The following is a 14,092-nucleotide window of genomic DNA, read 5'->3' as shown; positions in this document are numbered from 1 at the left end:
AAGGAGGAGCAAAGGTGGCATTTCACGGACAGAAGATTCTGCCGGCAGCGAAGACGATGAAGCAGTTTGAGAAGATGCTGGAGAGCTCCTATGAATATGGAGTGTTCCTTGATACCCACGTCGGGCAGCTGAAGAGCATCTATGCGACGGCCCGCAGCCGGGGCAAGAAGATGTTCCTTCATGCGGATCTGATTCAGGGGCTGAAGAGCGATGAATATGCGGCTGAGTACCTATGCCAGGACATCAAGCCCTTCGGACTGATCTCGACGAAGACAAGCGTGATCCTGAAGGCCAAGCAGAAGGGCATTCAAGCCATTCAGCGGATCTTCCTGCTCGATACGATCGCACTGGAGAAGAGTTACACGCTGCTGGAGAAAACCAAGCCGGACTTCATCGAGGTGCTGCCGGGCGGCATGCCTTCGATCATAGCCGAGGTGCACCAGCGCAGCGGCATTCCGATCTTTGCCGGGGGATTGATCCGTACGGTGGAGGATGTGGAGCGGGCCTTGGAGGCGGGCGCCACGGCGGTGACGACTTCTAATGAAAGCTTGTTCAAGCATTACGACGGAGCAAGGGTTGAAGCTGACTGAAATGAGATTTCTCACATGTCATCAAAACTCCGCATTGACATCGCTTACATTTCTGTATTAGAATGACACTAAGTTAATAGCCGTGACGGAGACTTGGAGAGCCACAGCAATGATCCCCCTGCTTGCAGGGTGGGTCGCTTGTTGTGGCTCTCTTTTGCCTTGGCGCGGAACTTGACTGTTCTATAAAAGGAGGATGGGTTCATGGTACCATGGCTTGGAGAGCTGATCGGCACGATGATTCTGATCACATTGGGCGCAGGCGTTTGTGCAGGAGTGTCGCTCAAGAAGTCGTATGCGAATAACGGCGGATGGATCGTCATTACCATGGGGTGGGGGATGGCCGTGGCCTTCGCCGTGTATGCCGTAGGCAAGGTCAGCGGTGCGCATCTCAACCCCGCAGTGACCCTGGCTCTGGCTGTCAAAGGGGATTTTGACTGGGCGCTCGTGCCCGTATACGTGCTGGCCCAGCTGGCCGGCGCGATGCTCGGATCGGCCATCGTCTATCTGCAGTATCTGCCGCACTGGAGGGAGACGGAGGATGCCGGAACGAAGCTGGGGGTATTCGCTACAGGTCCAGCGGTGGACCATCCATTCTCGAACTTGCTGAGTGAGATGATGGGGACGTTCATCTTCATCGTGGCGCTGCTCGCCCTTGGGGCCAACACCTTCACCGAAGGGCTGAATCCCCTGCTTGTCGGCTTCCTCGTCGTCAGCATCGGCTTGTCGCTTGGCGGCACGACGGGGTATGCGATCAATCCGGCCCGTGACTTCGGCCCGCGCCTGGCTCACTTTCTCCTTCCGATTGCCGGCAAAGGGCCGTCGAACTGGCGTTATGCCTGGATTCCGGTAGCCGGCCCGCTCCTTGGCGGCATGCTCGGAAGCGTATTCTACCAAGCCTTCTTCGAAGGAACCATGCCGCCGCTGTTCTGGTATATTCTGGGCACCTGCCTGCTTGCCCTGCTGTTTACATATCGTATGGGACTTCGGCGTATGAGCCGGATGCCCAATAAGGCAGCTGCCTGACCTGCGAAAGTTCTGCCCCATTCATACCTTACATTAGAATGAACCCCTAGGAGGATGCAATCATGGAAAAATATATTCTTTCCTTAGATCAGGGTACCACCAGCTCACGGGCGATTCTGTTCAACAAGAACGGGGAGATCGTACATACGGCCCAGCATGAATTCACCCAATATTTCCCGCAGCCGGGCTGGGTTGAGCATAACCCGCAGGAGATCTGGAGCTCGATCCTGGCGGTCATCGCATCCTGCCTGTCCGAGTCGGGAGTGAAGCCGCAGCAGATCGCGGGCATCGGGATTACCAACCAGCGGGAGACGGCCGTCGTCTGGGAACGCGAGACGAGCAGACCGGTCTATAACGCTATCGTCTGGCAGTCCCGTCAGACGGCGGGCATCTGCGAGGAACTCAAGGCCAAGGGGCTGAATGATCTGTTCCATGACAAAACGGGCCTGCTCATCGACGCCTACTTCTCCGGCACGAAGGTGAAGTGGATTCTCGACCATGTCGAAGGGGCGAGAGAGAAGGCGGAACGCGGTGAGCTGCTGTTCGGGACGATCGACACCTGGCTGATCTGGAAGCTCACGGGCGGACGCGTGCATGTGACCGACTATTCGAATGCGTCTCGTACGCTGATGTACAACATTCACGAGCTTAAGTGGGACGATGAGCTTCTTGAGATCCTCACGGTGCCGAAGTCCATGCTTCCGGAGGTGCGTCCTTCGTCGGAGGTGTACGGGACCACCATCGATTACCATTTCTTCGGCTGCGAAGTGCCGATTGCCGGTGCCGCGGGTGACCAGCAGGCCGCCTTGTTCGGGCAGGCCTGCTATACGCAGGGCATGGTGAAGAACACCTACGGCACCGGATGCTTCATGCTCATGAACACCGGCGACAAGCTAGTGAACTCCTCGCATGGTCTGCTGACTACGATTGCCTGGGGGCTGAACGGCAAGGTGGACTATGCTTTGGAGGGCAGCATCTTCGTCGCGGGCTCGGCGATCCAGTGGCTGCGTGACGGGCTGCGGATGTTCCGCAGCGCGAAGGACAGCGAGACCTATGCGGCGCGTGTGGAGAGCACGGAGGGCGTCTATGTCGTTCCGGCCTTCGTCGGACTCGGCAGCCCGTATTGGGACAGCGATGTGCGGGGGGCGGTTTTCGGCCTTACCCGCGGCACCTCGAAGGAACAATTCATCCGTGCGACGCTGGAGTCGCTTGCATACCAGACGCGGGATGTTCTTACGGCGATGGAGGAGGATTCCGGCATTGTGCTGCAGACGCTCCGTGTGGACGGCGGTGCCGTCGCGAATAACTTCCTGATGCAGTTCCAGAGCGACATCGTCGGCATCGAAGTGGAGCGTCCGGTGATCAATGAGACGACGGCACTCGGTGCCGCTTACCTGGCGGGTCTTGCCGTGGGCTACTGGAGCAGCCAGGACGAGATCTGCGAGAAGTGGCAGGCGGACCGCCGGTTCGATCCTTCCATGGAGGAGGAGCGCAGGGAGAAGCTGTACGGCGGATGGAAAAAAGCCGTTTCTGCAGCAATGGCTTTCAAATAACGGTGATGTGTGATAAGATAAAGGCAAGTTAATACTCTGTCAGGAGAATCGGAGAGACTACGTTACAGCACGGCTGAATCATTTCAGCCCCCGTGCATGTTTCGTAGTCTCTTTTTTTGTACCCTTTTCTCCGGAACAAGACCTGGGAGGTTTTCACGTGGAACATTTCTTTTCGAGCAGGAGCAGAATAAGTCAATTGCAGGAGATGGGTCGGAACACCCTTGATATCCTTGTCATCGGAGGCGGCATTACCGGGTCGGGCATTGCGCTGGATGCCGTATCCCGCGGCATGAAGACGGGACTGGTGGAGATGCAGGACTTCGCGGCCGGCACGTCTTCCCGGTCAACGAAGCTGGTGCACGGGGGGCTCCGTTACCTGAAGCAGCTTGAGGTGAAAATGGTGGCCGAGGTGGGCAAGGAGCGGGCGATCGTGTACGAGAACGGGCCGCACGTGACGACACCGGAGTGGATGCTGCTTCCGATGCATAAGGGAGGCACCTTCGGCAAATTCACGACCTCCATCGCGCTACGGATGTACGACTATCTGGCAGGAGTAAAGCGCGGCGAACGCCGGAAGATGCTGACGGCGCTTGAGACGCTTCGCCGCGAGCCGCTGCTGAAGAGCACGGGGCTGAAGGGCGGAGGCTATTATGTGGAATACCGTACGGATGACGCGCGGCTGACGATCGAGGTGCTGAAGGAGGCGGTGAGCCGTGGAGCCCATGCGGTGAATTATGCCAAGGTCGAGCGGCTGCTGTATGATAAAGGCCGCATCGTCGGCGCTCACGTGGTCGATGTGGAGACGGGAACGGGATATGATGTATACGCCAAGAAAATCGTCAACGCCGCAGGTCCTTGGGTGGATACGATGAGGGAGATGGACGGCTCGAAGAAGGGCAAGACCTTACAGCTGACCAAGGGGGTCCACCTGGTCATCGACCAGAAGCGGTTCCCGCTGCGCCAGGCAGTGTACTTCGATACGCCGGACGGCCGGATGGTGTTCGCCATTCCGCGGGACGGCAAAACCTATGTCGGTACGACCGATACGGTGTATAAAGAGGAGATATCCCACCCGCGGATGACCTCGGCGGACCGCAAGTATATCATCGATGCGATCAATTATATGTTCCCGGACGTAGGTATTACGGTCCGAGACGTGGAATCGAGCTGGGCGGGGGTCCGGCCGCTGATTCACGAGGAAGGCAAGGATCCGTCCGAGATCTCGCGCAAGGACGAGATCTGGCAGTCGGAATCCGGCCTCATCACCATTGCGGGCGGCAAGCTGACAGGCTATCGCAAGATGGCGGAGATGGTCGTCGATCTGGTGGCCGAGCTGCTGTCCGCAGAAGGAGCGGGGGCGTTCGGGGCAAGCGTCACCAAGCACATGCCGATCTCCGGCGGTTCCGTCGGCGGCTCAGCGGGATTCCCGCAGTTCGTGAAGTCGAAGGCCGCGGAAGGCGTGCAGCTGGGCCTGCCCGGGGAGACCGTGGAGGCATGGGCGCGCATGTACGGCTCGAATGTCGACCGGCTCTTCGAGATGGCGCAGACCGGCCGCGCGGAGGCGGAAGCAAGCGGTCTGCCGCTTGAGGTGTTCGTGCCCCTGCTCTACGCGATCGAGGAGGAGATGGCCGCCCGGCCGGTGGACTTCTTCATCCGCCGCACGGGGGCTCTGTTCTTCAACATTGCCTGGGTAAGGGAGTGGAAGGCGCCGGCCGTGGAAGCGATGGCCCGCCGGCTGGGCTGGACATCCGAGCAGAAGGAGCGGTACGCAGCCGAGCTCGAGAAGCACCTTGGCGATGCCGTGGTGCCGGCGGATGAGGAGCAGCCGCGCCGGTTTGCGATCTGACCCGCGCCATCAATTAACCAAATTTTACTACAATTTGTCCGGCTTCTGTCCGATATATGGAAGTAGTCTCCATCTTGCAATCCACAGCAAGCTCAATGAAATTTCTGCTGTCTACCGTTCCGAGAGAGCTATGACCATCGAAATGACCCTTAGGGGCCAGGGGAAAGCCGCATTCGCCCAGTTCCAGGGCAAAGCGGGCCTGGCTTTGGATGAGCTGAACATGATCCTGGTGGACCTCGCGGAGTATAACTCCGGTCAGGCGGATCAGCTGCCTCTGCGGCAGGAGGCTGATTTTCAACGGGCGTCCATGCTCAATGTGAGCGGCATTCTCTGCGCCATGCTCCTCTCAGCAGGGATGGGGCTTTACATAACCCGCTCTGTCGTCCGGCCGGCACGTGAGCTTCAGCGCTTGACGGCTCAAGCGGCTTCCGGAGACCTTCGGGTTCGTTCAAACTACAGGTCAAGAGATGAGCTCGGTCAGCTGGCGGCTTCGTTCAATGCCATGTTGGAGGACCTCGGGCAGGTGATCCGCCAGGTGCATGTGACCTCGGAGCAGGTGGCTGCGTCTTCGGAGCAGCTGACCGCGAGCGCCGAGCAGACCGGCCGGGCCAGCGAAACGATCACCGCCGCCTCGCACGAAGTGGCGGAGGGGGCGGCTCATCAGACAAGCCAGGTTGCCGAGGGGCTGGACATCGCCAGTGGGATGGCGGAGAGCTCGCTGAAGGTGGCCGGCGATGCTGAGGATGCGGCGGAAACCGCCACCCAGGCTGCAGGAGCGGCGCGGGAAGGCAGCCGCAGCGTGCAGAATGCCGCCACCCGGATGGAGGACATCCATCGGACGGTGGACGGACTGGCCGAGGTTATGCACACGCTTGGCGGACAGTCCGAGCGGATTCAGCGGCATTGTCGGCCTGATGACGGACATGGCGGGCCAGACCAACCTGCTTGCACCCAACGCTTCCATTGAGGCTGCGAGAGCCGGCGAGCATGGGAAGGGCTTCGCCGTTGTGGCCAGTGAGGTACGCAAGCTGGCGGATCAGTCGATCGGTGCGGCACAGGAGGTGCACCTGCTTGTCACGGGGATCCAGGAGCAGACCCAGGCGGCGGTTCAGTCCACCCGCCGGACCGCCGCTCAGGTGCAGGAGGGCATGGGCAGCATGCAGGAAGCGGGCACCTCGTTCAGGGAGATCGAGAGCTCCGTTTCCGCCCTGGCGGAGCGGATCGCTGCGGTAACGGCAGGGGGCCGCGGGATGACGGCCGGCACACAGCGGATGACGGAGACGATCCGGGGGATCCTCCGGATTGCCGAGGAGGCCTCGTCGGGCACTCAGCAGGTTTCCGCGGCTACGGAGGAACAGCTTGCGACCATGGAGGGGAGATGTCCGCTTCTTCGCAGCACTTGGCACATATGGCCCGGGAGCTTCAGATGCTGGTCGGCCGGTTCAAAGCGTGATGGGGTGCAGGAAAAGGAGCCGCTGGAAGGCATCCGGCGGTCTCCTCTCTATTGTATAACTTATTTTCTTTTTTCTGGGCAATCGTCTTGCAATCCCTTTGGCGCTGTGGTAAGATGTAAACATATCATATATTTGTAACCTGAATTCACATATTGTAAAGGGTTATCATTTGTAAGATGGAACCTTTTGTAATGTGTGAATTTTTTATTTCAACCGAAGTAAAAAGAACATGTTACAAATCAAATTTTGGAGGTTTTCTCACATGCAAACAGGTACAGTGAAATGGTTCAACGCAGAAAAAGGTTTCGGCTTCATCGAAGTTGAAGGCGGCAGCGACGTATTCGTACACTTCTCCGCAATCCAAGGCGAAGGCTTCAAAACCCTCGACGAAGGTCAGCGCGTTGAGTTCAACGTAGTTCAAGGCAACCGTGGTCCACAAGCTGAGAACGTTGTAAAGCTGTAATACCCACAATGCAAAAGAAAAACTGCCCTTAACCGGTGTTAGGGGCAGTTTTTTATGGTCAAATGAAAGGGGTGCCTGCCTGTTCTTTACGGAAGAACGGGCCGGGGCACCCCTTTCCCAAGGGAAGTCATAAGGAGGAGAATCATGTATTTTCGAAGAAAACCTGCTCCCGCAGCGCCGCTGGAGAACACGGCGGTTTGGTCCTGCGAGCAGGAAGGCTGCCGAAGCTGGATGCGGGATCACTATGCGATGGAGCATGTACCGGCTTGCCCGCTGTGCAATGTCCCCATGGTTCGAAGCATGAAGATGGTTCCGCAGCTTGTCGTCCCCCAGCGTGAAACGAAGAAGAAAAGCGCTACGATGTCCTGATGTACCCGTCTGCTCCTACAGTATAACCCTATATGGCGGTACGGCTCTTCACCGGTTGGTGAGGGAGCCGTACCGCTTTTTTGCGTGAAACGGACGGACAAGGAGGCGGTACGCGGCGAGAGGAGGAAGCGGGCGTCTTTCGCCCTAAGTCCGATGCACCTTGGTAGATACCGAACAGCAAAGAGCGCCGAAGTATCCGTCTTCGGCGCTCTTTGCTGTGATATGGGTTGGGAGTGAAAGCGGAAGCTTCCACGTAGGAATCAGCGGCAGGTTCTTATTCGTTAAACCCTATTGCGTCCGATGGAGCGCAGGATCAGGCTTACGATAAAGACCAGCGCGATCGAACCGATCAACGCAGGGACGATATAGAAGCCGCCGACTTCCGGACCCCAGTCACCCAGGAGAAGACCACCGAGCCATGCACCTACAAAACCTGCGATGATGTTACCGATAATGCCGCCGGGGAGATCCTTCCCCATAATCATGCCAGCCAGCCAACCGATGATACCGCCGATAATCAAGGACCATAAGAAACCCATTTGAACTACCTCCTTTTTATTTTGTTTGAATCGTTGGATGCTTACTATTAACCTATCAACTCGCGGTAGAATCACGCCGATAAAAGAAGCAGCCCCGGTCGATACGAGGGCTTGTAGAAACGATAACTCCATAAGGAGTCGGAAAAGGAGGCATCAGTCGTTACACATTCCATCTGACATTTACTAGCGCAAAGGCATCCGTATGGGATTCGGCACCGTCTCGATTTACCTAGTACGACACATCGGCGTCATACGGCAGGCTTTCTGAAGTGCCGCGGGAAGATCGCCGGCTTTATTCGTTGACGGCCGCAGTCGCAGCAGAATCTTTTGATGGGGCGGCGGTTTTGCTCCTGCGCCTGCAGCACCCACGGATCTTCAGCTTGCGTACAGCCCGTAGGATCATGACGACGGCTCCTGCTGCGGAGGAACTACGAAGGGGAGCATCAGCAGCTTCCCTTGGAAAAGTCGAATGTCTTTTTCGATTAAATTCGACAAAAACCTATTTTTACAAGGTATTTATACCTACTTAAATCGTACTTATCTATAGACAGTTTGCCCTAAATCGAATATGATAGAAACGTACTCATCATATTCTAGTGAAAAGGGCAAAACGCAGGAAACTGCGTGACGCAAAGCCACAGGGCCTGAACCGGTAAGAGATATTTCTCTTAAAGGAAGGCAGCCGGTTGCCACAAGGAATCATAGCTTTATGCCTATGAACCTTGTCCGGGGTTCTTTTTTTATTGGACCAATGCCCCTCACACACCAAGAAAGGTAGGACTACATTCATGGGCAAACCGTATCGCTCGCAATTTTCTTTCTTTGTTTCCCTGCTGCTTCTTCTTCAGCTGGTTCTTCCCGGAGTAAGCGCTTTTGCTGCGGAAATCAACTCGTCTATCCTGCCGCCGAGCAATCTGGCATCGCAGTTTGTGACACCTGATGATGTAAAGCTCTCGTGGAGTTCGGTCTACGGGGCGACAGGCTATCAGATTTATGAGATTGGAGAGGGTCAGTTGAAGCCCCTCGCCAAGTCGACAACAACTTCCTACACGGCAAGCAACCTGGCTGAAGGCTCGTATACTTATGTCGTATCGACGCTGAGCGCTGAAGGCGAGTCGGGCCCAAGTGCACCGATCAACGTGGAAGTGGTTTATCCTGAGATGGCTGCACCGGCAACACTGACGTACACCATCCAGAACGGCAATGATATTGTACTGAGCTGGGGCTCATCTGCGAATGCCCAGACTTATAACGTTTACAGCATGGCAGCCGATGGCAGTGCCTCGCTGCTGACAAGCACGGCTAACCGGACGTTCTCTATTGCGAACAATCAAGCCGGCACATACACTTACGCCGTATCCGCTGTGAACTCGCTGTATGGCGAATCCCAGCGCGGCACTCCGCTGCAGGTTACGGTGGTTACTCCAGTCATGGCGGCACCGACCGGTCCATCCTACACGCTGTCGAACGGCAGCGATGTGACCCTTCGGTGGAATGCAGTGACTTATGCGGGTTCTTATAAAGTGTACCAGATTATCGATGGACAGCCTGTACTGCAGAAGACGGTCACGACGACAAGTGCCGCTTTTACCGCACTGCCGGCGGGAGACTATACTTACGAAATTCGTTCTTACAGCGACCGCTTCGGTGAGTCCGCTGAAGCTGCGAAGCTAGCCTTTACGGTAAGCAGCATTACCCTGCTTCCTCCAACCAATGCTGCAGCCCGGATCCAGAACGTGAACGACATCACCCTGTCCTGGACGGCTGCCGCTAATGCAACGGGTTACAAGGTATACCAAATCGTGGACGGACAGCCGGTGCTTAAAGGTACGGTTACCGGTACGGCAGTAACCTATACGAATCAACCGGCCGGCGATTACACCTATGAAATTCGCTCGACCAGCACACGTTACGGGGATTCCGCCGATGCGGCATCCGTCTCGATCACCGTGGGTTCGGTGACGATGAGCGCGCCTGGCGGACTGACAGCTAAGCTTCAGAATGTGAATGACATCGTGCTGGCTTGGACCTCTGCGGCCAACGCGACGGGCTACAAGGTATACCAGATCGTGGACGGCCAGCCGGTGCTGAAGAGCACGGTTAGCGCGCTGACGGTTACCTTTACTAACCAGCCGAGCGGCACTTATACGTACAAGGTGTACTCCACCTCTACTAAATTCGGTGATTCCGCCGAGGGCAGTGAGGCAGCAGTAACCGTTGAGGTACCAGTGATTCAGCCTCCGGCGAACTTGATCCAAACAGCCAAGAGCGCCACCGACTTCGTCCTTTCCTGGGATGCGGCGGCTAACGCCAACTCTTACAAAGTGTATCAGATCGTAAACGGCCAGCGGACGCTGAAGAATACGGTATCCGCAACGAACGTCACCTTCTACAATCAGTCGCCGGGCGAGTATACCTTCGAGGTTGCAAGCTATTCGAACCGCTTCGGCGAATCGGCACAGGCCACGCGGTTGACGTTCACCTTGAACGGCGAAACGATGGCTGCTCCAACAGGCCTGACACAAACCATTACGAGCGGCAATGATCTGACGCTGAAGTGGACTGCGGCTCCTTATGCCAACAGCTATAAGGTATACCAAATCATCGATGGTCAAAAAGTATTGAAGAGCACCGTTACCGGAACCACCGTGTATTACTCGAATCTGCCGGCCGGTGAATACAGCTATGCTGTTCACTCCGTATCGAATACACTGGGCGAATCCCCAAGCGGCGCGGAAATCACCGTTCCGATTGTCTTCCCGGTCATGGCAGCACCCGCCAATCTGGCGGTTAAACTTCAGAACGGCAACGATGCGGTCCTTTCCTGGACCGGCGCAACCTACGCGAACAGCTATAAAGTGTATGAGCTTGTGAACGGTGAGAAAGTCCTGAAAACGACGGTTACTTCTCTTACCACTACGTTTTCGAAATTAGCAAATGGTGATCACACGTATGTCGTTCATTCCGTAAGCACCCGTTTCGGGGAATCTCCGGAGGGCAGCCAAGTGTCCGTATCGGTGAACGAGCAGACGATGCTGCCGCCGACGAACCTGACGTACAGCCTCTCCAGCGGTAACGATGTTACGCTGAGATGGACGGCCTCCACTTATGCCACATCGTACAAGGTGTACCAGATGAAAGGTGCCGAGAAGGTGTTCGTGAAGACGGTCACCACCACTTCGGCCGTGATGGCGAACCAGCCGGAAGCCGACTACACTTATGTGGTGCACTCGGTGAGCGACCGCTTCGGCGAATCGCCGGAAGGCAGCACCGTGACGTTCCCGCTGGTCTTCCCGGTTATGCAGGCGCCGGCGAACTTCCGCTATGCCATCTCCTCGGGCAATGACATTGTCTTGTCCTGGAACAGCGTAACTTATGCCACAGCCTACCGTGTCTATGCGATCCAAGGCGGGCAGCGCGTGCTGAAGAAGACAGTCACCGGCGGTGGATTGTCCGCAGTGGAATCCAACATGCCGGAAGGCAGCTATGAATATGAGGTCGTGTCTTACAGCGACCGCTTCGGTGAATCACCGGCCGCCTCCAAAGTCACATTCACACTCGTATGGCCGGTAGTGCAGCCACCGGTGCTTAAGGGCTCCGTGTTCAATGCAAACAATATGACATTCACTTGGAATTCCGTAACTTGGGCGAATGAGTACCGTCTCTACGAAGTAACCGGCGGTACAAGACAGCTGCTCTACAAAGGTACGGCACTGACCTACAAAGTGTACAACCTGACGGAAACGACGCATCACTACGAAGTCACGGCAGTCAGCACCCGGTTCGGCGAGTCCGCACCATCGGCCCGCTGGAGCGAGAACATCATCTATCCGGAGATGCAGCCGCCAACGGCCAGTCTCAAGCTGACTGACAGCAAAACGGCCCAAATCCTGTGGACCTTCGCTACCTATGCGAATGGATACAACGTGTACCAAATCGTGGACGGCCAGCCGGTCGCTCTGACGAAGAATTTGAACAATCTGTCTTACACGGTAACGAATCTGCCTTACGCAAACCATGAGTTCTATGTAACATCCTACAGCAATTCCTTTGGCGAATCTGCACCGTCGAACGTGGTCACGGCCCGTCTGGTGACGGACACAGCCGCTCCGGTGACGTCGTCGGATGCTTCGGGCGCATGGACCAGCGGTTCGCCGGTCGTTACCCTGACAGCAACCGATACCGACAGTGGAGTAGCTGCAACCTACTACGCCATGGACGGCGGAGAATACCAGACAGGCACGGCAGTAACGTTCAACGAAGAGGGAGAACACACCCTCGCATTCTACTCGGTGGACCAAGCGGGCAACAAAGAAGAGCCGCGTACGGCTATGGTAAGAATCGACCGTACCGCACCGGTCACTGCGTCCCAGGTTTCCCCAGAAGGCGTGGTTACTCTGACAGCTGCTGATGCAGCCAGCGGTGTGGCGGCAACCTTCTATTCCGTGGACGGAGCGCCATATACTCAAGGTACATCGGTTGAAATCAGCGCGGATGGATCCCATCAAGTATCCTTCTACACGGTGGATGCCGCGGGGAACAAAGAAACAGCTCAAAGCATCGAAGTTGTGATGGACCGTACGGCTCCGGTAACGGAAGCAGCTGCACCGGAGGGCTGGACTGCAGGTGAGGTTACGGTTACCTTGGCAGCAGCCGATACGGGCAGCGGAGTCGCCGGTACGTTCTATTCCATCGGCGGCGGTGCATATACCGAAGGCACCTCTGCTGTGATCAGCAGCGAAGGAACAACGGAAGTATCGTTCTACTCTGTAGACAAGGCCGGCAACAAAGAGCAGGCCCGCAGTGTGAAAGTCCTTATTGACCGCACGGCACCTGTAACAACGGCACTCTCCGAAGACGGAAAAGTAAGCTTCACCGCGGTGGATCCAGCCAGCGGAACGGCAAAGACGTTCTACTCCGTAGACGGCGCAGCGTATGTTGAAGGCACATCCGTCCAAGTGGCGGAAGAAGGCAAGCACAGCGTATCGTTCTACTCTGTAGATTTGACAGGCAACGAAGAAAAAGCACAAACGGTTGAAGTCGTGATCGACCGCACGGCTCCGGTAACGAAAGCTGATGCGCCAAGCGGCTGGTCTGCAGGCGAAGCGGCTGTCACGCTGACGGCTGAAGACGCGCTCAGCGGCGTTGCAGGCACGTACTACTCCGTAGACGGCGCACCGTTTGTCCAAGGCACAAGCCTTGTGATCGGTACGGACGGTATTCATGAGATTGTTTTCTACTCCGTCGATGGAAAAGGCAACAAGGAGGAAGCAAACAAGGTATCCGTGCAGGTTGACCGCACGGCGCCTGTAACCGAAGCTTCCGTACCTGCAGGCTGGTCCAAAGAAGATGTAACCGCAGCGTTCACCGCTACCGATGCGGGCAGCGGCGCAGCCCAAACGTTCTACTCCGTGAATGGCGCGCCTTATGCCGAAGGTACCGCGGTGAAGGTAACTGCCGAAGGCGCGAACACCATTGCCTTCTACTCCAAGGATGCCGCAGGCAACGTAGAAGCAGCCAAGAGCATAACCGTGAACATTGACCGTACCGCTCCGGTGGTAGCGATGGATCTTAAAGAAGTGGCTACCCTGGGCGACACGGTGACCCTGTCTTACACAGCGAAGGACAGCCAATCCGGTATCGCTTCCGAAACGATGACGGTAACCGCTCCGAACGCAGCGGAAGGAACCGTCGTGGCGAACGGCACGGCGCTGAAGCTCAGTCAGCCGGGAACGTACACCGTTACGGTAACGGCGGTAGATGCAGCCGGACTGATGACGACCCTCACCAAGAAGGTATCGGTCGCCGTACCTGCTACGATCGAAGTAACGCCTGGCATTATCAAAGGCAACAATGGTGTATTCACGGTCCGCGTAAGCCTTCCATCGGGCTACAGCACACAGGGCTTTGATCTGAACACAGCCCGTGTGAACGGCGTGAAGGCGCTGACGAGCAATAACGGATACTACAACCAAGCGAAGAATGGACAGTTCAAGTTTGAACGCTCTGACTTCACATGGACGGGTTCCGAAGTGACATTGGTATTCCAAGGTTATGTTAACGGTATTCTTGTCATCGGCCAGACGACTGTGAAAGTACAGAAGTAACGGCTCCGTAATCCCTCCGCCCCTGGCGGGGGGATTTTTCTTTTACCATAAAGGAGGTCATTCTTACAGAAGTTACATCCCCCGGGGCATAAGCATTCTTGAAGATATTGTCGATATATCTAGAGTATTGAGCGTGACAGCTCAGAAT

Annotated in this window: 10 protein-coding genes and 1 riboswitch; of the genes, 9 read left to right on the top strand and 1 reads right to left on the bottom strand. The window is 56.5% G+C overall.

From position 1 onward, the window contains the following. Window positions 1–14: 14 nt before the first annotated feature. From ACP26L_RS35210 to ACP26L_RS35175, 8 genes are all read left to right on the top strand, one after another. Window positions 15–590 carry a glycerol-3-phosphate responsive antiterminator gene (locus tag ACP26L_RS35210; RefSeq protein ID WP_426450242.1) on the top strand — a complete coding sequence of 192 codons (576 nt, stop codon included), beginning with the start codon at window positions 15–17 and terminating at the stop codon, window positions 588–590. Window positions 591–791: 201 nt separating this feature from the next. After that, on the top strand, window positions 792–1,613 hold the full coding sequence (locus tag ACP26L_RS35205; RefSeq protein ID WP_426450240.1) for an MIP/aquaporin family protein: 822 nt from the start codon (window positions 792–794) through the stop codon (window positions 1,611–1,613). Between the two features lie 62 nt (window positions 1,614–1,675). Continuing rightward, window positions 1,676–3,166 carry a glycerol kinase GlpK gene (glpK, locus tag ACP26L_RS35200; protein WP_426450239.1) on the top strand — a complete coding sequence of 497 codons (1,491 nt, stop codon included), beginning with the start codon at window positions 1,676–1,678 and terminating at the stop codon, window positions 3,164–3,166. A 205-nt stretch (window positions 3,167–3,371) separates the two neighbouring features. After that, window positions 3,372–5,012, top strand: a complete 1,641-nt coding sequence (locus tag ACP26L_RS35195; RefSeq protein ID WP_426450238.1) for a glycerol-3-phosphate dehydrogenase/oxidase — start codon at window positions 3,372–3,374, stop codon at window positions 5,010–5,012. A 130-nt stretch (window positions 5,013–5,142) separates the two neighbouring features. After that, the gene (locus ACP26L_RS35190) at window positions 5,143–5,979 is read left to right on the top strand and encodes a methyl-accepting chemotaxis protein (RefSeq protein WP_426450236.1); all 837 of its coding nucleotides are present in this window, start codon (window positions 5,143–5,145) and stop codon (window positions 5,977–5,979) included. Continuing rightward, window positions 5,927–6,604, top strand: a complete 678-nt coding sequence (locus tag ACP26L_RS35185) for a methyl-accepting chemotaxis protein (protein WP_426450235.1) — start codon at window positions 5,927–5,929, stop codon at window positions 6,602–6,604. Before ACP26L_RS35190 ends, ACP26L_RS35185 begins: the two co-directional genes overlap by 53 nt. A 124-nt stretch (window positions 6,605–6,728) precedes the next feature. Beyond that, window positions 6,729–6,929 (top strand): cold-shock protein, encoded by a 201-nt coding sequence (locus ACP26L_RS35180; RefSeq protein ID WP_426450233.1) that lies wholly within the window; start codon window positions 6,729–6,731, stop codon window positions 6,927–6,929. A gap of 144 nt (window positions 6,930–7,073) precedes the next feature. Continuing rightward, window positions 7,074–7,298, top strand: coding sequence for a cold-shock protein (locus tag ACP26L_RS35175; RefSeq protein WP_013921467.1), 225 nt, complete (start codon window positions 7,074–7,076; stop codon window positions 7,296–7,298). Window positions 7,299–7,579: 281 nt separating this feature from the next. On the opposite strand, the gene ACP26L_RS35170 is transcribed toward ACP26L_RS35175, so the two are convergent. Further along, window positions 7,580–7,837, bottom strand: coding sequence for a GlsB/YeaQ/YmgE family stress response membrane protein (locus ACP26L_RS35170; RefSeq protein ID WP_013921466.1), 258 nt, complete (start codon window positions 7,835–7,837; stop codon window positions 7,580–7,582). 594 nt (window positions 7,838–8,431) lie between these two features. Beyond that, a riboswitch (cyclic di-GMP riboswitch) is annotated at window positions 8,432–8,531 on the top strand. Between the two features lie 94 nt (window positions 8,532–8,625). Between ACP26L_RS35170 and ACP26L_RS35165 the strand changes: the two genes are divergently transcribed. Continuing rightward, complete coding sequence (locus ACP26L_RS35165; protein WP_426450231.1) at window positions 8,626–13,944, top strand: OmpL47-type beta-barrel domain-containing protein; 5,319 nt, start codon at window positions 8,626–8,628, stop codon at window positions 13,942–13,944. The last annotated feature ends 148 nt before the right edge of the window (window positions 13,945–14,092 follow it).

Source organism: Paenibacillus sp. S-38, from assembly GCF_049942825.1.
In the GTDB taxonomy this organism is placed as follows: domain Bacteria; phylum Bacillota; class Bacilli; order Paenibacillales; family NBRC-103111; genus Paenibacillus_G.
This window is presented reverse-complemented; position numbering and strand designations above follow the sequence as displayed.